The organism is Rhodococcus sp. BP-316, from assembly GCF_019836105.1.
Taxonomy (GTDB): domain Bacteria; phylum Actinomycetota; class Actinomycetes; order Mycobacteriales; family Mycobacteriaceae; genus Rhodococcoides.
In genome coordinates, this window is sequence record NZ_JABUEE010000002.1 from 26993 (window position 1) to 50013 (window position 23021).

The 23021-nt window shown below is 68.8% G+C and carries 21 protein-coding genes; 11 read left to right on the top strand and 10 right to left on the bottom strand.

What is annotated here, in order from left to right:
• Positions 1-175 precede the first annotated feature (175 nt).
• The 9 genes from rpmH to HQ312_RS03515 all read left to right on the top strand — a co-directional run bounded on the left by rpmH (position 176) and on the right by HQ312_RS03515 (position 6777).
• Positions 176-319, top strand: a complete 144-nt coding sequence (gene rpmH / locus HQ312_RS03475) for a 50S ribosomal protein L34 (protein ID WP_027505944.1) — start codon at positions 176-178, stop codon at positions 317-319.
• A 24-nt stretch (positions 320-343) separates the two neighbouring features.
• On the top strand, positions 344-766 hold the full coding sequence (gene rnpA, locus HQ312_RS03480; protein ID WP_222637839.1) for a ribonuclease P protein component: 423 nt from the start codon (positions 344-346) through the stop codon (positions 764-766).
• A gap of 65 nt (positions 767-831) precedes the next feature.
• Positions 832-1155, top strand: a complete 324-nt coding sequence (gene yidD / locus HQ312_RS03485; protein ID WP_374198278.1) for a membrane protein insertion efficiency factor YidD — start codon at positions 832-834, stop codon at positions 1153-1155.
• 4 nt (positions 1156-1159) lie between these two features.
• Complete coding sequence (gene yidC / locus HQ312_RS03490; RefSeq protein WP_027505946.1) at positions 1160-2263, top strand: membrane protein insertase YidC; 1104 nt, start codon at positions 1160-1162, stop codon at positions 2261-2263.
• A 71-nt stretch (positions 2264-2334) separates the two neighbouring features.
• Entirely contained in the window at positions 2335-2940 is a 606-nt protein-coding gene (locus tag HQ312_RS03495; protein ID WP_222637841.1) for a protein jag, read from the top strand.
• Between the two features lie 187 nt (positions 2941-3127).
• The gene (gene rsmG / locus HQ312_RS03500; RefSeq protein WP_222637842.1) at positions 3128-3832 is read left to right on the top strand and encodes a 16S rRNA (guanine(527)-N(7))-methyltransferase RsmG; all 705 of its coding nucleotides are present in this window, start codon (positions 3128-3130) and stop codon (positions 3830-3832) included.
• Positions 3833-3869: 37 nt separating this feature from the next.
• Positions 3870-4865 (top strand): ParA family protein, encoded by a 996-nt coding sequence (locus HQ312_RS03505; RefSeq protein WP_027505949.1) that lies wholly within the window; start codon positions 3870-3872, stop codon positions 4863-4865.
• Entirely contained in the window at positions 4862-5854 is a 993-nt protein-coding gene (locus HQ312_RS03510) for a ParB/RepB/Spo0J family partition protein (protein ID WP_027505950.1), read from the top strand. Before HQ312_RS03505 ends, HQ312_RS03510 begins: the two co-directional genes overlap by 4 nt.
• A gap of 212 nt (positions 5855-6066) precedes the next feature.
• Positions 6067-6777, top strand: a complete 711-nt coding sequence (locus tag HQ312_RS03515) for a hypothetical protein (protein ID WP_056440849.1) — start codon at positions 6067-6069, stop codon at positions 6775-6777.
• A 30-nt stretch (positions 6778-6807) separates the two neighbouring features.
• Here the strand turns inward: HQ312_RS03515 and HQ312_RS03520 are convergent, their stop codons facing one another.
• The 8 genes from HQ312_RS03520 to HQ312_RS03555 form a co-directional block, all read right to left on the bottom strand.
• Positions 6808-7992: an N-acetylmuramoyl-L-alanine amidase gene (locus HQ312_RS03520; protein ID WP_027505952.1), complete on the bottom strand. Its 1185-nt coding sequence runs from the start codon at positions 7990-7992 to the stop codon at positions 6808-6810.
• 187 nt (positions 7993-8179) lie between these two features.
• Entirely contained in the window at positions 8180-8512 is a 333-nt protein-coding gene (gene trxA, locus HQ312_RS03525; RefSeq protein WP_027505953.1) for a thioredoxin, read from the bottom strand.
• A gap of 45 nt (positions 8513-8557) precedes the next feature.
• Complete coding sequence (gene trxB / locus HQ312_RS03530; protein ID WP_056440853.1) at positions 8558-9547, bottom strand: thioredoxin-disulfide reductase; 990 nt, start codon at positions 9545-9547, stop codon at positions 8558-8560.
• A 134-nt stretch (positions 9548-9681) separates the two neighbouring features.
• Positions 9682-10359, bottom strand: coding sequence for a hypothetical protein (locus HQ312_RS03535; protein WP_222637843.1), 678 nt, complete (start codon positions 10357-10359; stop codon positions 9682-9684).
• A 60-nt stretch (positions 10360-10419) separates the two neighbouring features.
• Complete coding sequence (sigM, locus tag HQ312_RS03540; RefSeq protein ID WP_056440861.1) at positions 10420-10998, bottom strand: RNA polymerase sigma factor SigM; 579 nt, start codon at positions 10996-10998, stop codon at positions 10420-10422.
• A 76-nt stretch (positions 10999-11074) separates the two neighbouring features.
• Entirely contained in the window at positions 11075-14896 is a 3822-nt protein-coding gene (murJ, locus tag HQ312_RS03545; RefSeq protein WP_374198279.1) for a murein biosynthesis integral membrane protein MurJ, read from the bottom strand.
• Positions 14897-15022: 126 nt separating this feature from the next.
• On the bottom strand, positions 15023-17437 hold the full coding sequence (locus tag HQ312_RS03550; protein WP_261782034.1) for a DUF6049 family protein: 2415 nt from the start codon (positions 17435-17437) through the stop codon (positions 15023-15025).
• Positions 17434-18096, bottom strand: a complete 663-nt coding sequence (locus HQ312_RS03555; RefSeq protein WP_222637845.1) for an NUDIX hydrolase — start codon at positions 18094-18096, stop codon at positions 17434-17436. Before HQ312_RS03555 ends, HQ312_RS03550 begins: the two co-directional genes overlap by 4 nt.
• A gap of 78 nt (positions 18097-18174) precedes the next feature.
• Between HQ312_RS03555 and HQ312_RS03560 the strand changes: the two genes are divergently transcribed.
• The gene (locus tag HQ312_RS03560) at positions 18175-19626 is read left to right on the top strand and encodes a CCA tRNA nucleotidyltransferase (RefSeq protein ID WP_222637846.1); all 1452 of its coding nucleotides are present in this window, start codon (positions 18175-18177) and stop codon (positions 19624-19626) included.
• Here HQ312_RS03560 and HQ312_RS03565 read toward each other — a convergent pair.
• Complete coding sequence (locus HQ312_RS03565; protein ID WP_308123784.1) at positions 19571-20911, bottom strand: MFS transporter; 1341 nt, start codon at positions 20909-20911, stop codon at positions 19571-19573. The genes HQ312_RS03560 and HQ312_RS03565 overlap by 56 nt on opposite strands.
• Positions 20912-20984: 73 nt before the next feature.
• Here HQ312_RS03565 and HQ312_RS03570 point away from each other — a divergent pair, with 73 nt between their 5' ends.
• Positions 20985-21590: a YqgE/AlgH family protein gene (locus HQ312_RS03570; protein WP_027505973.1), complete on the top strand. Its 606-nt coding sequence runs from the start codon at positions 20985-20987 to the stop codon at positions 21588-21590.
• Between the two features lie 14 nt (positions 21591-21604).
• On the opposite strand, the gene HQ312_RS03575 is transcribed toward HQ312_RS03570, so the two are convergent.
• Complete coding sequence (locus HQ312_RS03575) at positions 21605-22981, bottom strand: glutamate decarboxylase (protein ID WP_222632460.1); 1377 nt, start codon at positions 22979-22981, stop codon at positions 21605-21607.
• Positions 22982-23021 lie beyond the last annotated feature (40 nt).

The following is a 23021-nucleotide window of genomic DNA, read 5'->3' on the forward strand; positions in this document are numbered from 1 at the left end:
CGGTTTGACCTCGTTCGACGCCGTCAGTACCCTCGAACGGTCACCCGCGACATGCGTGGATCGGTCCTGCCGTTCTCCTGCGCGAGTGGCCACCGAACTCGAGTTCGCCGAACTCGCGACCATCAGCACACCACCGGCAGTCCTCGGGACTGCCGATATCTCGAGGAGTACCACCGTGGCCAAGGGCAAGCGGACGTTCCAGCCGAACAACCGTCGTCGTGCACGCGTGCACGGTTTCCGTCTGCGCATGCGCACGCGGGCCGGTCGCGCGATCGTGTCGGCTCGTCGCGGCAAGGGCCGCGCGTCGCTGACCGCCTGATTTCCCGGTAACCGGAACGCTCGGGTGTTACCTGAGCAGCATCGGCTGCACCAGTCGTCGGATTTCCAGGCGACGGTGCGCCGCGGCCGCCGTACAGGACGCCACGACATCGTCGTGCACCTGAGGTTCCGGGGGGACGAGAACGCTCTCGTCTCTTCCGGACACCCGCGTTTCGGGCTCGTGGTCAGTAAAGCAGTGGGGCCGGCGGTGACTCGACACAGAGTCGCACGCCGGCTTCGTCATATCTGCAGCTCGATGCTTCCTCTCGTCGAGTCGGATGTCGACGTGGTCGTGCGGGCACTGCCCGGAGCAGCGACCGCGCCGTCCTCCGAACTCGAACGCCAGCTGGCGTCGGGTCTGCGACGACTCGGAGCGATGCGCGCGATGAACTCCTCTCACCCGGTTCCCGCCGAGCGCCCCCGCGCCCTCGGCCGGTCCGAGACGTGATGACGGAGTCCGCGAATCCGGTCCCGGTCGAGCCTGCGTCCGACCGGAGCCTCCTGCGTCGGCTGATGTCTCTCCCGGCCCGATCGGTCATCCTCATCATCGAGGGGTACCGGTCCTTTATCTCCCCTCTTCGCCTTCCGACGTGTCGATTCACGCCGACGTGCAGTGAGTACGCCGTGGAGGCGCTCCGCACCCGTGGGTTCGTCGTCGGTGCCGTTCTGGCGGTCGTCCGCCTCCTGAAGTGCGCGCCCTGGCACCCTGGTGGGTGGGATCCCGTTCCACCCCCGCGTCGTCTCCGGGGTGGTGCCGACGCGGTGCCCACCGACACCGACCACGCTTGCCCGCAGTCTCGTGACCCCGTGAGGGTGAATCAACAGAGGAGTACATAGAGCCGTGCTCGACTTCATCTACTACCCGGTATCCGGAATTCTCTGGGTCTGGCACAAAGTGTTCGGCGCCGTGCTCGGCGCGGACAGCGGTTTCGCCTGGGCGCTGTCCGTGGTGTTCCTCGTCTTCACACTGCGTCTGATCCTCTACAAGCCCTTCGTCAAGCAGGTGCGGACGACGCGCCAGATGCAGGAACTTCAGCCGCAGATCAAGGCTCTGCAGAAGAAGTACGGCAAGGACCGTCAGAAGCTGGCCGTGGAGATGCAGAAGCTCCAGAAGGAGCACGGCTTCAACCCGATCATGGGTTGCCTCCCCGTGCTCGCACAGGCGCCGGTGTTCATCGGCCTGTTCCACGTGCTCCGGTCGTTCAACCGCACCGGCACCGGAATCGGGCAGCTGGGTCTGAGCCCGGAGGTCAACGCCGAGACTCCGAACTACTTCTTCAGCGTCGAGGATGTTCAGTCCTTCCTGTCGGCACGTCTGTTCGGTGCGCCCATCTCGGCGGCCATCACGTCACCCGAGTCGCAGCTGCGCGCGTTCGAGCCGTTCGGCGGCATCCCGTCGATCGGTCCGATCCTCGCCGTCTCGATCCCGCTGATGATCATCGCCAGCATCGCGACCCACCTGAACTCGCGCGCGTCGGTGGCGCGTCAGAGCGAGGCAGCTGCGGCCAACCCGCAGTCCGCGATCATGAACAAGCTCGCTCTGTACGTGTTCCCGCTCGGCGTGCTCGTCGGTGGCCCGTTCCTCCCCGTGGCCATCCTTCTGTACTGGGTGAGCAACAACGTGTGGACCTACGCGCAGCAGCACCTCGTCTTCGGTCGCATCGACAAGGAAGAGGCGGCGAAGAAGGAAGCCGCTCTGGAGCGCCGGAACGAGAACGCTCCGAAGCCCGGTGCGCGCCCTGACGCTCTGAAGAAGAAGCCGGCACCGGGAGCCAAGCCCACCCGCGCCGTCGCGGCAGAATCGACCACGGACACCGGCAGTGACACGGCATCATCGGAGTCGAACCCGACACCGGGCACCGCGGCCACCAACGGCGCCACCACTCCTCGGAAGAAGAAGACTCCTCCCGGCAAGGTGCGACCCAAGCAGCAGAAGCGCCGCTGATCCGGCCGTCGTGACCCCGCCGGTCCGCCCGCGGACCAGAACCACGTGAAGTGATACGAGTGCGAACGGAAATGGACGACAACGTGACCATCGATTCGAAGACGGACGACCAGAGCACACCCGAGGTCGAGGCCTCGGCAGACGACACCGTGGTGGCCGCTGCTCCCGTGACCCCGGAATCAGACACAGAGGCGGACGAGCCCGAGGGTGACGCCGAGGACTACCTCGTCGAAGAGGGCGAGATCGCGGGCGACTACCTGGAGCAGTTGCTCGACGTCCTCGACTTCGACGGCGACATCGACCTCGACGTGGAGGGTGACCGTGCAGTCGTCAGCATCGACGGCGGCAAGGATCTCAACAAGCTGGTCGGTCGCAAGGGTGAGGTACTCGACGCACTGCAGGAACTGACGCGTCTCGCTGTGCAGCAGTCGACGGGCGACCGCAGCAAGCTGATGCTCGATGTGGCCGGATGGCGTGCGGGCCGCCGCGAGGAGTTGACGCGACTGGGAACCGAGGCCGCCGAGCGCGTCGCGGCGTCCGGTGACAGCGAACCTCTGGAGCCGATGACCCCGTTCGAGCGCAAGATCGTGCACGACGCTGTGGCGACGATCGCCGGTGTGACGAGTGAGAGTGACGGCGTCGAGCCGAATCGACACGTGGTCGTCGTCAAGGAGTGATCTGACGACGGAGTCGACAAGGGGCGCGGTCCACGGACCGCGCCCCTTTCTCGTGCCCGGGGTCGGACGACGTCTCGGCGGGTGAGGAATGTCTGCGGTCCTCACTAGACTGCCTCCAGCGCGTGGCGCCCGGCGTCAGCAGAATTACACGAGTGTGGTTCACGACCACCCAGGACGACGCGAGAGGATGTTTCACGTGGAACAAGAGGAAGAGTCCGCGACTCCAGCGTGGGTCGACGATGCCATCGTTCGAGTGTTCGGTGACCGTGCCGATACGGCTCGGGCGTACTACGACTCCCTGAAGGGTGACGGTGTCGTCAGAGGATTGATCGGTCCGCGGGAGGTCCCTCGGCTGTGGGAGCGTCATCTCCTGAACTGCGCTGTGGTCGGAGAACTCATCCCCGAGGGCGCCAGCGTTGTCGACGTCGGCAGTGGCGCCGGGCTGCCAGGGATCCCGCTCGCGATCGCTCGACCGGATCTGTCCGTGTTCCTCGTCGAGCCGCTCCTACGGCGCACGGTGTATCTCGCAGAGATCGTGGAGCAACTCGGTCTCGACGTGACGGTGGTGCGCGGACGGGCCGAGCAGCCGGGCGTCATCAAGGAAGCCGGCGGTTGTGACATCGTCACGTCGCGTGCGGTTGCCCCGTTGGAGAAGTTGGCGCGCTGGTCCCTGCCCCTCGTGCACGAGGGCGGCGTGATGCTCGCCTTGAAGGGCAGCACGGCGCAGGAGGAGATCGATCGCGACTCCGGGACGCTCACGCGGATAGGCGCGAAGAACTTCCAGGTGTTGCAGTGTGGTGAGGGCGTCGTTCCCACACCGACTATCGTTGTACGCGCGGAGCGCGCTGTGCGTGGTAACCGCGTCCCCAAGTTCTCCGCCGGCTCACGCTGACGTCTGCGTGGATCGATCGTTGTCGAAGGAGCAAGTCATGTCGGGTGAATCCGAAGCCGCTGTTTCACGTGAAACACCCGCCGTCGACGTTTCACGTGAAACACGATCGGCATCGGAGTCCTACGGCTACTCCCCCATCACGTCGGACGACACCCCCATCGGTGCGGCGGCGCAGCGCGCGAGCCAGGTTCTGCACAAGAGCGGCGTCGCTCTGCCGCGCCCCCCGGTCCGGAGAGTGCTGACGATCGCCAACCAGAAGGGCGGCGTCGGCAAGACGACGACGGCGGTGAACATCGCCGCGGCACTCGCTGTGCAGGGACTGTCTGTTCTGGTCGTCGATCTGGATCCCCAGGGCAATGCGTCCACGGCTCTCGGCGCCGTCCACACGTCGGGCACCCCGTCCAGCTACGAGCTGCTCCTCGGTGAGATCACCGCCGTGGAGGCCATTCAACGCAGCCCGAAGAACGATCGCCTGATGTGCATCCCGGCGACGATCGATCTGGCAGGCGCCGAGATCGAGCTGGTCTCCATGGTGGCTCGCGAAGGTCGACTCAAGACTGCGTTGTCCAGCGCGGCGCTCGACGATCTGCAGATCGACTTCGTCCTCATCGACTGCCCGCCGTCGCTCGGACTCCTGACCGTCAACGCGATGGTCGCGGCAACGGAGGTGCTCATCCCCATCCAGTGCGAGTACTACGCACTGGAAGGCGTCGGTCAGCTGCTGCGCAACATCGAGTTGGTCCAGGCGCACCTCAATCCGCGTCTGCACGTGTCCACCGTGATCCTCACGATGTACGACGGCCGAACCAAGCTCGCCGACCAGGTGGCCGACGAGGTGCGCAAGCACTTCGGTGATGCCGTACTCAAGTCGGTGATTCCTCGCAGCGTGAAGGTCTCCGAAGCTCCCGGATACGGAATGACCGTCTTGGACTACGACCCGGGTTCACGTGGCGCCATGTCCTATCTCGACGCGGGGCGTGAGATGGCAGCGCGGAGCGCGAGCATGAACGCAGCAACGGAGGGAACGGCATGAGTTCGACCAAGAAGGGCGGTCTCGGCCGCGGTCTGGCGGCTCTCATACCGACATCCCCCGGTCAGAGTTCCGGCCTGGGATCGGCGGCCGCGGACGTCGTCATCGGTGGCGAGTCCCGCACGGCGACGGCTCCGTCCCCCACTCCGCCGTCCATCGTGGAGGACGACCTCTCGCCCGCCGGCGCGGTCTATCGGGAGATCGCACCCAGCAAGATCGAACCGAATCCGAAGCAGCCGCGCTCGGTGTTCGAGCAGGAAGCGCTCGACGAACTGGTGCACTCGATCCGCGAGTTCGGCCTCATGCAGCCGATCGTGGTCCGCCAGATCGGCGACGAGCGCTACCAGTTGGTCATGGGTGAGCGCCGATGGCGGGCGAGCCAGGAAGCCGGACTCGACGCGATTCCGGCGATCGTGCGCGAGACAGCCGACGACACGCTCCTCCGCGACGCGCTCCTCGAGAACATTCATCGGGTCCAGCTGAACCCACTCGAAGAGGCGGCTGCGTACCAGCAGCTCCTCGAGGAGTTCGACGTGACGCACGATCAGCTCGCTGCGCGGCTGGGTCGATCACGCCCCGTCATCACGAACATGATCAGGCTTCTACGGCTCCCCATTCCCGTACAGAGGCGCGTGGCGGCGGGCGTTCTGTCCGCCGGTCACGCTCGAGCACTGTTGTCGCTCGAGGCGGGCGCCGCGGCACAGGAGGAGTTGGCGGCACGCATCGTGGCCGAGGGCATGTCGGTGCGAGCCACCGAAGAAGCGGTGACTCTCGCGAATCGGGAGGACCCGGCTGCGCCGGCCCCGGCTCCGAAACGCAAGCCGATCCAGATGCCGGGTCTGCAGGACGTCGCGGAGCGGCTCTCCGAATCGTTCGACACCCGTGTCACCGTGAGCCTCGGCAAGCGTAAAGGCAAGATCGTGGTCGAGTTCGGCTCGGTGGACGACCTTCAGCGCATCGTGGAGATGATGGAACGCCAGAAGTCGTCGTGACCGCGTCGATCGCGGGTACGGCCACCCCCGCTCCTTTCGTCACTGTGACGTAACTTCGCCATCGAAACCGAAAGTCAGTGCACTGCTTCGACTTTCGTCTGGCGGGCGACGTGGTGTCCTCGGGAGAGGCCTATCGCTTATCCTGAAGGGGCACACACAGTCGCGGAGGCTCGTCGCCGCCGCGAGTCGGGGTACGGAGGCTGAGTCAACGCGTGTCGATCGTCGTCTCCACACTCACCCTCGGCGGATTCGATGCGCTGCCGGCACACGACCGCCAGTGCGTCTTCTGGACCATGGATCCCGCGGCCCCCTCCACGGCAACTCTCGTCGACACCGAATTCGAGAAGGAAGCGTGGCTGTCGATGGTCATGCTCGAGTGGGGTCCGTGCGGACAGGTCGCCACCGATGTCGCGGGCGCCGATGTACCGGCATCCTCCGACTCGGTGGGGTGCGCTCTGTACGCACCTCCCGGCGCCGTGCCCCGAGTCGCGCACTTCCCCACCGCACCGGTCAGCCCGGATGCAGTCCTGTTGACGTCGCTCTACTCACCGCTGTCCGCGGAGGACGGTGACGGAATTCGGGACACGCTCCTGCACGCAGTGGTGCGCGATCTCGTCAACCGTGGTGTGCGAGCTCTCGAGGCGTTCGGAGTCCGGCTCGAGGATTCCGAGGTCGACGAACGCCGGTCCCTCATCGACACCCCGCCGTGCGGGGAGGCGACCTGCATGATCGACGCCGACTTCCTCGAGAAGTACGGCTTCGAGGTCGTGGCTCCGCATCACCGGTTCCCGCGGCTCCGGTTGGAGCTCGATCGGGACCACGGGTGGAAGGAAGACGTGGAGGCTGCGCTCGAGCGGTTGCTGGAGGCTGCAGCACTCACCGTGGTGGAAGCCGATGCTCGCGTGCCCGTCGGGGCTCGCTGAGCGACGTCCGGCCGGCCGGACGGAGGAGTGTCAGGCGCCCTCGGCGACAGACAGCTCGTAGGCGAGCAGCTCGGCGAAGGTGAACGTTCCCGTCGGCTGATCGTCCTGGCCGAGGAGATACAGGCGCTTCACCGCGACGAGCACGGCCTCCGCGATGATGTCGCGCATCCGCGGATCGGCGAGTACTTCGACGTCCTCGTGGCTGGTGAGGTAACCCAGCTCGAGCTGCACGGTCGGCATGTTGGTCAGACGCAGCAGGTCCCACGTGCGACCGTGACTCCGGCAGTCCTGCAACGAGGTCCGTGCCACGATCTCACGCTGGATGTAGCTGGTGAGCACCTGACCGATGAGCGACGCGGAGCCGTGTGAATTGCCGAAGTGGAAGCTGGCCACACCGTGCGCCACCGGCGACGGGTAGCTGCTGCAGCGCAGCGAGATCATGAGGTCGGCGCCGATACCGTTGGCGGTCTCGGCACGCTCAGCCGTGCTGGGATCCGCGGACCGGGCACGCGACAGGTACGTCTCCATACCGGTCGCCGCCATGCGCCCCTCGAGCCGTCCGGCGAGATCCCACAGGATCGCCTCCTCTGTCAGCGGACCGTCGGGGGTCTGGACGACCATGCCGGAGTTCACGCCACCCAGTCCCGGGTCGATCACGATGCGCTTGCCCGTCAGCTGCGGTCCCGACCGACGGACGAGCTCCTCCTCGGAGATCGCGTGCGGCGATCCGCCGGTGACCCTGGTGCCGAGCAGGTCGAGGGCACGCAGGGTGGCGGGTCCACAGATGCCGTCGGGCGACAGTCCGATCTCGCTCTGGAAGGACGACAGACCCTCGTGCGTCTCGCCACCGAAGTAGCCGTCGACCCGTCCGTTGTAGAACCCCAGGTCCTGCAGGCGACGCTGCAGGGTGGCGACGTCGTCGCCGTACAGCGGAGCGGAGAGCTGGTAGATCAGGGTGCGGGCGCCGAGTCGGAAGGATGCCTCCTTCACCGAGCGGTACGTGGCGGTGTCGACCTCGCCGGTGACCAGGAGGCCGCGCTGCTGTTGGAACGCGCGGACGGCCTCGTCGAGAGCGGCGTCGAACAGGACGTCCGGCTCCGCCCAGGCAGTGTCGCCGTCCACCGCGGCCGAGGGAGGCAGGAAGCCGAGACCCGAGAGGATGTCCCGGACCTCCGCGACGGCTGGACCTCGATCGCCGTGGCGGAGTGGCTTCATACTGTCGTCGACCCTTCTTCGTGACCGGTCGCAACGGCGACCGGCGGTACACGTCCTCGGTGGGTGTTCCTGATGGACGATTGTCTCAGAAGATCATGCTCCTCCCACAATCGTCCCGGCCGCAGAACGCACACACGCCCGGCGTGTCATGGACAGGCCGGGCGTGTGGTGGTGCGGGAATGTCAGGTCAGGCGAGGACGCCGTCCAGGTCGCGCAGCAGCGCGGCCTTGCCCTTGGCTCCGACGATGGTCTTCACGGGCTCACCGTTCTGGAACAGGATCATGGTGGGGATGGACATCACCTTGAAGTCACGCGCTGCCTGCGGATTCGCGTCGATGTCGAGCTTGGCGACGGTGATCTTGTCCGCGTGCTCTCCGGCGATCTCCTCGAGCACCGGTGCGACCATCTTGCACGGTCCGCACCACGTCGCCCAGAAGTCGACCAGGACGGGCTTCTCGCTCTGCAGGACCTCGGTGGCGAAGGTGTCGTCACTGATGGTGACGGTGTTCTTGTCGGTCATGTTCTCGTGCCTCTCGTGTGCCGGACGTAGCGGGATGGACGGTGCTCAGACACTCACGACGTCGACGTCGCGGTCGGCGTTCTCGAGCGTGTTCTCGGTGATGTCGCCCTGGTCGGCGAGCCAGCGCTCGGCGTCGATGGACGCGGCGCAGCCGGTACCGGCCGCGGTGATGGCCTGCTGGTAGACGTGATCCACCAGGTCGCCGGCCGCGAAGACACCGTCGATGGAGGTGGACGTGGTGGGCGCCTGAACCACCACGTAGCCCGCGTCGTCGAGCTCGACCTGTCCGCGGACGAGCTCGGAGCGGGGGTCGTGGCCGATGGCGACGAACACGCCGGTGACATCGAGGACGCGCTCCTCACCGGATCCCGTGTCACGGATCTTCAGACCCGTCACGCCGGACTCACCCTGCACCTCGACGACGTCGGCGTTGGTGACGAACGTGATCTTCTCGTTCTCCTTGGCGCGCTCGAGCATGATGCGCGACGCACGGAACTCCTCGCGGCGGTGCACGATGGTGACCGAGCGCGCGAAACGGGTGAGGAAGGTGGCCTCCTCCATGGCGGAGTCGCCACCACCGATGACGGCGATGTCCTGGTCGCGGAAGAAGAAGCCGTCGCATGTCGCACACGCGGAGACGCCGCGGCCGAGCAGCGTCTGCTCTCCGGGAACACCGAGGTAGCGTGCGGCGGCACCCATGGCCAGGATGATCGCGCGGGCACGGTACTCGGTGCCGTCGACGGTCACGGTCTTGACGTCACCGGTCAGTGACAGCTCCTCGACGTCCTCGGTGCGGATGTCGGCGCCGAAACGCATGGCCTGCTCGCGCATCTGCTCCATGAGGTCGGGGCCCATGATGCCGTCACGGAAGCCGGGGAAGTTCTCCACCTCGGTCGTGGTCATCAGCGCGCCGCCGAACTGGGTGCCCTCGAACACCAGGGGCTTCAGCTCCGCGCGAGCGGCGTACACCGCAGCGGTGTAGCCGGCGGGACCGGACCCGACGATGATCAGGTCGTGGATGTCCGAAGTAGTCATCTTCGCCTTCCGAGATCGTGTGTGGAACCAGGGTCGGCGCTCCAGCGCTCGCCCTCTGATGCCCTCAACACTAGGTCAGGAGACGTTGTTCCCTCACTCGAGGCAGGCGGCCCGAGGCGACGGCACCGGGCGTGTCAGCCGATCTCCGCGCGCGAGACCGTGTCCGGATCGTCCGGACCGCAGGAGTCGCCCACAGCGACCGCGACGAGCGAACCGGGCGTGGTCCCGGCCGTGACGAGAAGGGTCGCCTCGATGCCGTCCAGGGTGACCGGGCCGGATCCGACCACCGTGGCCGACGCCGGGATGCCGTTGGCCTCGAGGCAACCGGCCAGCACGGCGGCATCGACGAAGCGGCCTCGATCGACCGACCCGACGACGGACAACACCGTGCGGTCGTCGAGTGGCCGGGCGGAGGCGATCACCTGATCACCGCCCTCGACCGTCTCGATGGACGCGAGTGCCAGGCCCGCACCGGCCCCCACCAGCGCGACGATCGCCGCGGCCGCCGCGATGATCGGGATCCGAGTGCGTCGGCCCGAGCGTCGTGCCGCCAACTCGTCCCGCGGTACTCCGGTGAGTGCGCCGTGCAGTCGCGCGGCGACGTCGGGCGGCATCGTGACACCGGCGGTGAGATCGGCGCCCCGTGCGCGCACCATGTCGACGACGGCGTCCAGGTCGGCCAGACGGGCCGCTGCCTCGGGATCGGTCTCGACGCGCTGGCGGATGCGGGCGGCCTCGTCCTCCGGGAGCAGGCCCGCGTGCAGGTCGGCGAGGAGGTCGGGAGTGAGGGGAGCGCGGTCGGTCACGGACACGTCACCGCCTCGTCTGTCGCCATGACAGATAGGACGCTCGCGGCGGGTCCCCGGTTCCCCTCACTCGTCCGAGTTCTGCACACGGACGGAGGCGAGGACGACGGCGAGCTTCTGACGGCCCCGGGCGCAACGGCTCTTGATCGTGCCGACGGGAACCCCGAGCGCCGCGGCGGCATCGGCGACGGAGTACCCCTCCATGTCGACGGCGACGATCGCGGCGCGCTGGTCGGGAGGGAGTGAGAACAGTGCCTTCTCGACGACGAGGGAGAGATCGACGTCGGCGTAGCGGTCGAAGGGATCACGTGGCTCGCGGGTCTCCTCCCCGAGCGGCACGGTGGGTCGGACGCGATTGCGGCGGATGCGGTCGAGGCACGCGTTGACGACGATCCGGTGCAGCCAACTGCGGACGGCGGCGTCCGCACGGAACGAGGCGGCGGTGCGGTGCGCGGACAGCAGCGCCTCCTGGAGGGAGTCCGCCGCGTCCTCCGCGGAGTAGCTGGCCCTCCGTGCCGTGAGCCAGAGATGGTCCTGGTGGCGTCGTACGAGCACGGCGAAAGCCGTCGCGTCCCCCGCGATGTGCGCCGCGAGCAGCTCGCCGTCCGTGGCCTCACCACCCGCGACTCCCCCGATTTGTCGCACCCGCGGAGGCTAGCCCAGAAACGAACCGTCCGAGCTGGTCACGAAATCTGTTGTGACAGCGCACGACACGCGGCGATCAGGATGCTGCGGAGACCCCGATGTCCGCGATGGTGCTCTGGTTGCCGCCACCGGCTGTGCTGAGATCCGTGATCCAGAACAGCACGTACCGGACGGGGCCGTCGGGTGTGACGGCGATGTCGGTGAGGCCGTTGCCGAGCGTCGCGGACCCGATCACCTGGGTCTCGTCCAGGCTGGGTGTCGCGCTGGTGGCCGACCGGATCTCGACGACCGTGCCGGGCGACGGCGAGTTCACGTAGACGCTGGCTGGAGTGGTCTCCTGGTCGAGCGTCGCCATGATGCCGACGCCGGACTTGAGGGACGGGAACGGGTTGAAGTACGAGTCCGTCTCCCACACCGTCCCCGCGTCGTTGTCGGCCACGTTGTCGACGGTGCCCGGGTTGTCCGGGGTGCCCTGCGGTGAGAATACGTCGACGGACGACAGAGCGACGGGCACGGTGGTCGGCGCGGGTGCCGCCTCTCCGGGCGCGGCCGGAGCCGACGCGGACGTCGTGAGCCCGAAGTTCTGCTCGGTGAGAGGTTCGTCGGAACCGCCGCCGGCGAACAGGTTGGCGAGCCACCAGCCGACGAGGCCGAGCACCACGACAGTGAGGACTCCGAGGCCCACCAACGCGGCGACCATGACGTTGGAGCGGTCCGCGGGCGGCTCGTCGTCGGGGTCGGCGAGTGCGTGACCGGTCGATCCGGGCGGCCGCTGACCCAGCCGCAGTGCGGGGATCATCTCGGTCTTCTCGTTGACCACCGCGGCCTGGCCGAGGATGTGCTGCACGGTGGCGGCGGTCCGGATGCCGCTGTTCTGCTCGAGGGCACGCACGGCGACGGCGGAGATCTCGAACGGTACGTCGGGGCGGATCTCGCGGGGCTCGACGGCCGCACCGGACGCCGTGCGATCGGCGATGCGCATCCCGCCGACGGTCGCGGGGCCCGACGGGTCGCCCAGGGGCCACCGCGCGGTGATCAGGGCGTAGAGCATCGCGCCCAGTCCGCGTACGTCGGAGCCGGGATCGGCATCACCGAAGGTGGCCGGGAACGCGAGAACGGCGTCACCCTTGATGCTGATGCGCACACGGTCCGGGTGGTCGATGGACAGTGCGCCGCCGCCGCGATGGGCGGCCTCGGCCGCAGCGGCCAGCGACTTGATGGCGTTGGCGGCGCCCAGGGGCGACGGTTCCGTGTCGGCCATCTCGCGCAGGGATCGTCCGCGAGTCCACTCCGCGACGACGATGCCGCCCGAGCTGCCGCGGACGACGTCGAGGACGCGGGCGAGGCCGGGCGAGTTGATCCGGCCCAGGCGCAGAGTCCGGGACAGCACGGCCTGCGGGCCGTCGGCGCGCTCGGGGGCGTCGCCGGTCGATCGTTGGTCGGCGTCGACGAACGTCAGGGCCACCTCGCGGTCGAGCTTGACGTCGTGGGCCTGCCAGAACTTGAGGCCGCGTGCGCCGCCGTGCGGTGCGAGAAGGCGGTAGCGCCCGCCGGCGACCGACGCGCCGGGGATGAGCTTCGGTCCGCGCAACGGTGTGCGGGGCGACTCGGCGACGGGGACGGCCGGGGGCAGCGTGGGCGATCCGACCGGCATGACGCCGGTGTCGACGAGTCCGGACTCGGTCTCGTCGGCCGTGCGCTCGGTCTCGGTGACGTCGGCCTGGCCGGACACGTCGGGGCTCGACTCGATCGGATCCGTGGTGGACGCGTCGTGCTGCCGGTCGGTGTCCTCGGACGACCCGGTGGCGGCATCGGAGTCGGCGACGCGACGGTCGTCGGTGGACACGCCACCGGGCTGAGCGGCGTCCTCGGCCTCGGACGGCGTACGCCCCCGTGCACCCTCGTCGTCGGTCACTGACACTCCTTCGTCACTACTGGTCGTGAACGCGCCGGTGTACGCGGGGATGATCGTCGTCTCCGACTCGTCTCCGGTGTACATCGGCGCGCGGGAACCGCCGTGTGCTCGCGGGTCCACTCGCCTGTCAGGGTACGGGAGCCGACCCGCGCCGGTGGCCCGACCGAACCCCTCGGTCGGCCGACCCACCGGGGGCATGTCGGGGCCGCCGATCGCGGGGATCAACTCGGTCTCCGCGTACATCGGATCGGTTCCGACATGCGCTGTCGTCACAGGTCCGGACGTCACGGCCGGGGCGCGGCCGAGGCGACGCGCCACCGCGACGGTGATGGATTCGATTTCCGGGATCCGTACCCGGTACAGGCACAGACCGGTGATCAGCAGCATGACTGCGCCGTCGAAAGCGACGCGGAGCAGCGCGCCCGGTCCGGTCAGACGGTCGAGCCCGAGGGCCGTGTCGGCCGCGAACACCGCGAGCATGCCGATCGCGGTGGAGATCAGCGTCGCCGCGACCGTGCGCCGGACTCCCGCGAGTCGTAGTTCGCCGAGGCTGCGACGCAGCAGCATCCATCCGATGATCGCCCCGGTGATGTAGCCGAGACCGTTGGCCGCGCCGAGCAACAGGACCACGGATCGATCCGACGTCGCCAGGAACGGCGTCAGGGCGGACAGCGCGATCTTGACGCCGGTGATGCCGAGAACGATCCACGTGGGCGTCCACGCCTGCTCGCGGGCGTAGAAGACCCGCAGGTGGATCAGGACGAGCGAGTAGGGAACGAGGGTGAAGGCCGACCAGCTGACGGCTTCACCGAGTCGCTCGGCGTCGGCTGCGCCGAAGTTGCCGTAGCCGTACAGAGCCTCGCCGACCTGCGGGCCGGCCACGGTGAGGAAGCCGATGACCGGGATGAGCGCGAGCATGGTCATCCGGGTGGCCACCGACAGGTCGTCGACGACGGCCGGGGTGTCCTTGGCGGCGGCGTTGCGGCTGAGCCGGGGCATGATCGCCGTCAGCACCGTCACGCCGAGCACGCCGTACGGCAGCTGCAGCAGGATCCAGGCCTGGTTGTAGATGAGCGGGCCGGCGGGGTCGACGTGCGAGGAGATGCGCGTCGCGAACACCATGCCGGCCTGACTGATGACGACGTAGAGCACGATCGCGACGGCCATGCCGCCGAACTGACGCAGCCTGTCGTCGAGCCCCCACAGCGGGCGCAGATCGATCTTGTTTCGCCGCAGCGCGGGCACCAGACTCAGGGCCTGGACCACGACGCCGAGCGTGATGCCGACGCCCAGCACCAGCAGCTTCGGGTCGCTGATGCGCACCGGATCGAGAGAGATCTCGCCCGGTACGACGAGGTAGATCACCAGGACGGCGAGCACCACCAGGTTGTTGAGCACGGGTGCCCAGGCACCGGGCTTGAAGTTCTGCCGAGTGTTCAGGATCGCCGTGAACAGAGCGGAGAGGCCGTAGAACAGGATCGCGGGCAACAGCAGGAGAAGGAGTGCGGTGGTGAGGCCCGTGTTCACCTGGCCGTCCTCCGACAGGAAGACGTAGCGCGTGAGCAGTGGCGCCGCGGCCGTCGCCAGCACCGCCGCGAGGATCAGCATGGTCAGCGCAGCCGTGAAGAGCCTGCGCACGAAAGCACGGCCGTTGTCGGCGTCCTCGCTCTCCGCCCGCACCAGCACCGGCACGACGATGGCCGTCAGCACGGCACCGAGGACGAGCTCGGCGATCATGTTGGGGATGACACTCGCGACGGTGTACGACGTGGCGACGGTGGTGCCCAGCACCGTCACCAGCAGCAGTTGCTTGGCGAATCCGGTGATGCGGCTGATCAACGTCGCGAACGCGATCGCACCCGTCGCGGAGAGCAGGCGGGAGGAGCTGGAGCCGGACGCCGGCTGCGGTGACGCCGCGGCCGGGGATATGCGGGTCGGGGCGGCAGGACGGACCGGGGGTGCGACGCTCGTGGGCACCATCATCGGATCCTGGGCCGCGTCGGAGCTGCGCTGCTGCGCCCCATCGGAGCTGCGCTCCCAGGGCGCGCGAGGCGCCTGCGGTACGGCGTCCCGTCGCCCGTGAGGAATGCTCCCCGTCATCGAGAATCCTTACTGTTCGTCGGCGGGATCCGGTTGGCCCCGGAACCGGTGCCACAACCGTCGGCCCGCGAGCAGCAGCAGGAGCGCACCGGCGCCTGCTGTGATGATCGCCAAAGCACGACCGTACGCATTGGACCGCACGTTGACGGTCGCAGCCTGCCCGAGTCGCGTCCCGTCGGTGGTGCTCAGGGAGAACTCCACCACCATCTTGCGCGAATCGCTCACTCGAGCGGGAATCTGCAGAGAACGACTTCCCCGTGGGGGCAGCTGCTGCGGGCCGATGTTCTCGATCTGCATCGCGTCGGGCGCGTCGACCGCCAGGTCGACAGTGATGCCGATGGGCAGATCGTTCCGCGCGACCAACAGCAGCGGGCTGGCCTCCGAGGCGAGGGTGAAGACACCGCCGGGCGCGAGGATCGTCACGGATCCGTACAGCCGGTCCAGGCCGGCGGCAACGTCGGCGGCACGGCGGCGCGCGGCCTGTTCCGACTCCCCGCGCTGCCCGCCCCGACGATCCGACGTGGTCATCGCCCGCAGGAGATCCTCCCGCAGCGGAGCGACGTACAGCGCGGGCGAGATCGCGGCACGCGAATCGTCGATCAGCGCGGCCGCCAGCGCACCGATGCGGGCGTTCTGGGCAGCCACGACATCGCGGACATCGGCCGGTGCGCCGTCCTCCACGGCCGCGTCCGGGTAGTCCGACTCGGCCGCCTCCAGCGGAGGCGGGACCGCCAGCAGGTCGGACAGGGAGCGCGGCGTCGCGAGTCCGCTACGGAACAGGCCCGCGATGGTGCCGAGCACCGCGGAGGCCTCGTCGCGGTCGGGAGTCCAGGTCTGTGGCGGCGCGACGGTGAGTGATCGTGGGCCGTCCGTGGCAGCGACCGTGTCCGGGGCGCCGGCGTTCAGCGCGTCGAAGTGCAACGCGCCGAGCGCGTCCTGCAATCGGGCCGTGCGCGAGTCCTCGGCGACGTCGTACACCTGCTCACGCGGTGTCACGGACGGGGTCGTCGGGTGCTCGCCCACCGCGGACAGCGCGGTGGAGACCTCGGTGTCGTAGAGCGCGGCACGCAGCGGAGGGGTGCCCGCATCGGTCGCGAGGGTCACCGTGTCGGGCGTACTGACGGTCTGCACGGCGTCCTGTGCGAGCAGTGCGACCGTCCGGCCCGACGCCGCGACCATGGCCGCCCCCGCATCGTCGAGAGCACCCGCGTCCGGCCACAGGACGTCGCGGCGGGACGTGACTCCGAGGATCGAGTCGGCCACGTCTGCCGGCGTCGTGATCGCGGCAGAGGTCAGAACCGGGTCGGCCACGGCAGCGACGGCCGCGAGATCGGTCTGGGCGAACGGCACCGCGGTGACACACATCGAGGACGCGAGGGTGCGGACGCGATCGAGCCACGACGCGGCGGCGACGGCGCCGCTGCCCTCGGAGGCAGGACCGGTGGGATCGGCCGGGTCGTCGACCACGAGGTAACCCCGCGTCATGCTCGAGACGGTGACCAGCAGGTCGGGATCGACGGCGAGACACGTCGAGGACGCGAGTGCGCCCTCGGTGTCGACGGTCGGTCCGGTCGCGAACTCCAGTGCCGACACCAGTCCTTCGAGTCGACCGCCGGCGGAGAGCGAGGCGGCCAGGTCGTCGTCGTTCAGTCGCACCTCCTCGTCGACGGTGCCGGGCAGGCCCGCCGCCAGGTGTGGGCGGTCGGCCAGCGGCCAGAGCAGCGTCGTGGCGACGGGGCGTCCCGTGTCCGGTGGAAGCGGAACGGCATCGGGAGCGGCCGGATCGAGCACCGTGGTGTCGCGCGGCAGACCCGCGACGGGAAGCAGGAACGCGGCGTCGTCGAGCCGTGCCTCCTGCCCGTACTCGGGGTTGCCGTTGACGTTCACCATCATCGGATAGACACCCGGCCGATCCAGACCCAGCGACGGTCCGGTGGTCGAGCGCAGCGGCAGGGTCAGCTCGAACGGCAGCGTGTCGCCGCGTTGCAGCGCGGTGTCCGATCCGTCGCCGGTGAGCGACTCGAAGGGCCCGACCGTGTCGAAGCGGTCCTGATCCTCGGTGAGAGAGGTCCGGAGCTCGTCGGCCGTGCGTACCGCGGGTGCTCGCTGCAGCCGGACCGAGATGTCGCTGACCGCGCGGTCCCCGACGTTGGTCACCGTTCCCGTGACGGTGACGACCGGCGCACTGCTGGTGGAGACGGTGGTCGGCGTGACCTCGTCGACGGAGATCGACAGGAACGTGCCGTCGATCGAGGTGTCCGGTGGCGCCAGCGTGGCCGTGGGCGACGGTGTGCTCCGCGTCGTGGTGGGGTCGCTGGGCGGGGTGGAGGGTTGCGCTCCCGCGGGGACGGTCAGCCAGGCGAGCACGGCGAGGATCGCCATGACCACGGCGAGGCGCCGGGCCGTCGGTGCGGACCGGGTCATTCGGCGGCGGGAAGGTCGGAGACCGGTCGGGGGGAGGCGGGAAGGTCGGAGACCGGTCGGGATGGTGCGGGAAGGTCGGAGACCGGTCGGGGGTTCTGCGTGTCGGCGGACTTCTCGCGCGCCATCGAGTCGATCATCTCGCCGGCTCGCTCGGCGAGTTTGCGCTCGTCGGCGTACGCGAGCCGGGAGTGCAGCTCGCTGAGCGGCACCCAGGCCACCTCGGTGACCTCGACGTCCTCGTCCGACAGTTCGCCGCCGAGGGATCGCAGCAGGTAGTGGTGGACGGTCTTGTGGACGCGTCGTCCCTCGGTCACGAACCAGTAGTCGATGCTTCCCAGGGGCGCGAGGACGGACCCGGTGATGCCGGTCTCCTCCTCCACTTCCCGCTCGGCGGTCTGCTCGGGCGTCTCGCCCTGCTCGATGTGACCCTTGGGCAGCGACCAGAGCAGGCGGCCTCGTCGGTCGGTGCGACCGATGAGGGCGGCGCACAGTCCGTCGCGGGGTCCGTCGAGTCCGTCGACGACCAGGCCGCCGGCCGAGGTCTCCCGAACGGTGCGCAGTGTGGGTTTGTCGGCCCCTCGTGTTCCGGGGTCGGCGGCGGCACGAGGACGCCGTCGCACACCGCGACGTGTTCTCTTGGCTCGCTCGGCACCGGACACCCGATCGATACTAGTTCCGTCCGCCCTGCTCCCGGTGGGACGCACCGCGAAGTGCGCGCCTCGGTAGGGTGTGACGTCGTGCCTCCCCCGCCTGCCACCGATCCGGACCGCCGCGCACGGCTCCTCGCGTCGGGTGCCGTGGCCCTGCGCGCGCACGATGACATCCTCGGTCCACTGGGGTCGCTGTTCGCTGCGGCGGGCCACGAGTTGTACCTCGTCGGCGGGAGCGTCCGGGACGCTCTCCTGGGCCGCTTGAGCAGTGACCTCGACTTCACGACGAACGCTCTGCCCGAGCATGTGCAGGCGCTGCTGGCGGGCTGGGCCGACCATCAGTGGGACACCGGCATCGACTTCGGCACCGTCAGTGCGGTCAAGCACGGTCGGCAGATCGAGATCACGACGTTCCGGAGCGACAAGTACGACCGGGTGTCCCGGAATCCGATCGTGCAGTACGGCTCGACGCTCGAGGACGACCTGGCCCGGCGCGATTTCACACTCAACGCCATGGCGGTGCGGATCGGGCCGGACGGGGCCGGCGAGTTCGTCGATCCCCTGGGTGGCCTGGACGCGCTGCTCGAGGGAGTCCTGGACACGCCGACCACCCCGGAGGCGTCCTTCGACGACGATCCGCTCCGGATGCTGCGCGCTGCGCGGTTCGTCGCCCAGCTCGGCTTCACGATGCTGCCGCGGGTCCGCGCGGCGATCGAGAACATGGCGGAGCAGATCGACCGGATCACGGTCGAACGCGTCACCGCCGAGCTGGACAAGCTGATTCTCGGCGAGTTCGCCGTCGACGGCATCGACGCCCTGTGCGAGACGGGGATCGCGGCACGCATCCTCCCGGAGGTGCCGGCGATGACGCTCGAGATCGACGAGCATCACCAGCACAAGGACGTCTATCAGCATTCCCTCACGGTTCTGCAGCAGGCGATCGACCTCGAGGACGGCGATCCGGACCTGGTGCTCCGATGGGCGGCGCTGCTCCACGACATCGGCAAGCCCGACACCAAACGCAACGAGCCCGGCGGCGGGGTGAGCTTCCACCACCACGAGGTGGTGGGCGCCAAGATGGTGCGTCGCCGCCTGCGCGCACTGAAGTTCCCGAAAAAGCTGACCGACGACATCGCGCAGCTCGTCTTCCTGCATCTGCGCTTCCACGGCTACGGCAAGGGTCAGTGGACCGACTCGGCCGTGCGTCGCTACGTCACCGACGCCGGCGATCTGCTGCCCCGGCTGCACAAGCTGGTCCGCGCCGACTGCACCACCCGCAACAAGCGCCGTGCGGCGTCCCTGCAGGCGACGTACGACGATCTCGAGCGGCGTATCGCGGCACTCGCCGAGCAGGAGGACCTGGCCAGGGTGCGTCCGGATCTGGACGGCAACGCCATCATGGAACTGCTCGGCATTCCGGCCGGCCCGCAGGTGGGAGAGGCGTGGAAGTTCCTGAAGGAGCTTCGTCTCGACCGCGGGCCGCTCAGTCGTGAGGATGCGGAGAAGGAGCTCCTGGCGTGGTGGGCCGCGAGGTCCTGACGCCGATCCGGAGCGCGATCGCCGCTGCAGCCGCGTAGGCGACGACGCCGGCGACCACGCAGACGATGGCTGCGGACGTGTCGACCGCGATCGACCCCGTACCGATCACGAGGGCCGCGCCCGCCACGGCGCCGACGAACGCCACGTTGAACACGGTGTCCTGCACTCCGAAGACGCGTCCGCGAGTGTCGTCGTCGATGTCCGTCTGCATGGCCGCGTCGGCGGTCAGCTTGACCGTCTGACCTGCGAACCCCAGGAGGAAGGCCGCGAGGATCAGCAGGTCCGGCACCAGTGCGACGACGAGGGTGGCCTGGGTGAGCGTGGCCAGGACCAGCGCACCGACCACTGTGCGCGTGCGGCCGAGGCGCGGCAGGAGAACGGGCGTGCCGAGTGCGGCGAGGAACATGCCCGCCGCGGCGGCGCCCACCGTCAACCCGAAGCCCGCCACACCGCCGGGCAGGACGGACGAGCGCGCGCCCTCGCGCAGCACCAGCACCATCACGAGGGTGTCGATGCCGAAGGCAACCCGGTGGGCACCCACTCCCACCAGCGCGGCGGCGACGGACGGGGTACGGCGCACCGCGACGAAGCCGGACACCCAGTCGGCGAGAACGCGGCGGGTCGGGGCGGACACCGAGGCGGCGCCGGGACCCAGCCGTCCGGAAGCGAAGCCGCGCGCGAGGAGAGTCGCCGCGACGGCACCCACGGCGGACACGGCCGTCGCGAGGGCCGTGGCCCGATCCGACGGCCCGACGAGTCCGAGCACCAGGACCGCCACCGACGCGCCGACGGCGGAGACGACTGCGCCGACGGTGACCAGGGCGGCGTTGGTCGCGACGAGCGATCGCACCGGAACGACGTGCGGTAGCGACGCGGACAGGCCTGCGAGGACGAACCGGCTCACTCCGACGACGGCGAGGGCCGTGATCAGGACGGCCGTCGTCGAGGCGCCCGCGACGAGTTGCCCGGTGGCGCAGAGGATGAGGAGCGACTTCACGATGCCTGCGCGGGCGAGCACGGTCGCTCGATCGACGCGGTCGAGGATCCGCGCGGCGAACGGGCCGATCAGCGAGTACGGCAACAAGAGCACCGCGAAGCCGGCGGCGATCGCAGCGGGATCGCCGCCGCGCTGTGGGTCGAAGAGAATGGCGCCTCCGAGGGCGGCCTGGAACATGCCGTCGCCGAACTGAGAGGCGACACGCAACGCGACCAGACGAGGTGCTCCGGGCTCGTGTCGGACGGATCGCAGCGCGTCGACGGCGCCGGTCCGCTCCGTTCGGGTCACGCGGGTGACACTAACCGCCGCCTCGGCGCGTCATCTCTCGCACTGTCGAGGCTGCCGGTGCCATGATGAGGAGGTGGCACACGCAGAAGAACCGGAGGACCGGACCGCGTCGGCCGATCAGGTGGTGCGGCCGGGATCGCTGCTGGTCTCGTCCACGGAACTCGTCGAACCGACGTTCCGTCGCACCGTGGTCTACATCATCGAGCACAACGACGCCGGCAGCCTGGGCGTCGTCATCAATCGGCCGAGCGAGACCGCTGTGCACAATGTGCTCCCGCAGTGGTCGGATCTCGCTGCGTCCCCGAAAGCGCTCTACGTGGGCGGACCCGTCAAACGCGACTCCGCACTGTGTCTGGCCACGCTGCGGTCCGGCGTGGACGTCGACGACGTGCGGGGCATCCGTCGAGTGGACGGCCGTGTCGTGATGGTCGACCTGGACTCCGACCCGGCTGCGATCGCCCCGCTGGTGGAGGGCATGCGCATCTTCGCCGGCTACTCGGGATGGACGCTCGGGCAGCTCGAGGGAGAACTCGAGCGGGACGACTGGATGGTGGTGTCCGCGCTGCCGTCCGACGTCGTGGGCCCGCCGCGCGTCGATCTGTGGGCGCAGGTGTTGCGCCGTCAGCCGCTGCCGCTGGCGATGCTGGCGACCCACCCGATCGACGTCGACCGGAACTGAGACCGAAGTTCTCGTCAGTGGGCGAAGTGCCGAGCGTGCGAGTGCCCGTCGCCGTCGGTGGAGAGCGACGCCAGGACGGCGTCGATCGCTTCGCACAGCATCCTACCCAGGTCTGCCGAGAAGCCCTCTCGCACAACGATTCTCAGGACCGAGACCGACTCGGCACGGGCCGGCATGGTGTACGCGGGAACCTGCCACCCGCGGGCGCGGAGTTCGTGAGAGACGTCGAAGACGGTGAAGCCGCAGTTCTCCCGCAGCGCGAATGCCACCACCGGGATGTCGGACCCGTCGGAGATGACGTCGACGTCGCCGTGCTCGCGCAGGTGGTCGGCGACGCGGGTCGCGGTCGAGCGCAGCGAGGTCATGACATCCGTGTAGCCGGCGCGGCCGAGGCGGAGGAAGTTGTAGTACTGACCGATCACCTGATTGCCCGGGCGTGAGAAGTTCAGGGTGAACGTCGGCATGTCACCGCCGAGGTAGTTGACGCGGAACACGAGGTCCTCGGGGAGGTCCTCCTTCTCGCGCCACACGACGAATCCCAGGCCGGGGTAGGTCAGTCCGTACTTGTGACCACTGGCGTTGACGGACTTCACGCGCGGCAACCGGAAGTCCCACACCAGATCCGGGTTCAGGAACGGGACCACGAAACCGCCGCTGGCACCGTCCACGTGGATGGGGACGTCCGGCCCGCCGGCCGCGGCGATCTCGTCGAGCACGGCCGAGATCTCCTCGACCGGTTCGAGTTCGCCGGTGAACGTGGTCCCGAGAATCGCGAGCACGCCGATGGTGTTCTCGTCGACGGCGTCGCGCACCTGGTCGGCCGTGACGACGTAGCGGCCCGGCTCCATGTCGAGGTACTTCGGCTCGACGTCGAAGTAGCGACAGAACTTCTCCCAGACCACCTGGACGTTCGTCCCCAACACGAGGTTGGGCCGACCGGTGTCCGCACCGGCCGCGGTCCGACGTGCGCGCCACCGCCATTTCAGTGCCAGACCGGCGAGCATGACGGCCTCGGACGAACCGATCGTCGAGACGCCCGTCGCGCTGGACGGATCGGTCGGGTCGAGCCCGGGCGCGTTCCAGAGATCCGCCACCATGTTGACGCACCGCTCCTCGATCGCCGCGGTGGCCGGGTACTCGTCCTTGTCGATCATGTTCTTGTCGAACGTCTCGGCCATCAGCTTCTCGGCCTCGGGCTCCATCCACGTGGTGACGAACGTGGCGAGGTTGAGGCGGGAACTGCCGTCGAGCATCAGCTCGTCGTGGATGAAGCGGTAGGTGACGTCGGGATCCATGCGGTCGTCCGGCAGTCGCAGCGCCGGAACGGGATCGTTGGCCAAGCGCCCGGTGTAGGCAGGAGAGATCGTTCCGTCGCGCGGGATTCTCGTCACGACGCCACGCTACTGCGGTGACCGGGGCGGTGCCTGTGAA

Bases quoted from the DNA above. Each gene is read 5' to 3' on its own strand.
- yidD (WP_374198278.1), top strand. From the start codon at position 832: ATGTCTCTCCCGGCCCGATCGGTCATCCTCATCATCGAGGGGTACCGG.
- HQ312_RS03495 (WP_222637841.1), top strand. From the start codon at position 2,335: ATGGACGACAACGTGACCATCGATTCGAAGACGGACGACCAGAGCACA.
- rsmG (WP_222637842.1), top strand. From the start codon at position 3,128: ATGTTTCACGTGGAACAAGAGGAAGAGTCCGCGACTCCAGCGTGGGTC.
- HQ312_RS03505 (WP_027505949.1), top strand. From the start codon at position 3,870: ATGTCGGGTGAATCCGAAGCCGCTGTTTCACGTGAAACACCCGCCGTC.
- HQ312_RS03510 (WP_027505950.1), top strand. From the start codon at position 4,862: ATGAGTTCGACCAAGAAGGGCGGTCTCGGCCGCGGTCTGGCGGCTCTC.
- HQ312_RS03520 (WP_027505952.1), bottom strand. From the start codon at position 7,992: ATGAAGCCACTCCGCCACGGCGATCGAGGTCCAGCCGTCGCGGAGGTC.
- trxA (WP_027505953.1), bottom strand. From the start codon at position 8,512: ATGACCGACAAGAACACCGTCACCATCAGTGACGACACCTTCGCCACC.
- trxB (WP_056440853.1), bottom strand. From the start codon at position 9,547: ATGACTACTTCGGACATCCACGACCTGATCATCGTCGGGTCCGGTCCC.
- murJ (WP_374198279.1), bottom strand. From the start codon at position 14,896: ATGATGGTGCCCACGAGCGTCGCACCCCCGGTCCGTCCTGCCGCCCCG.
- HQ312_RS03550 (WP_261782034.1), bottom strand. From the start codon at position 17,437: ATGACCCGGTCCGCACCGACGGCCCGGCGCCTCGCCGTGGTCATGGCG.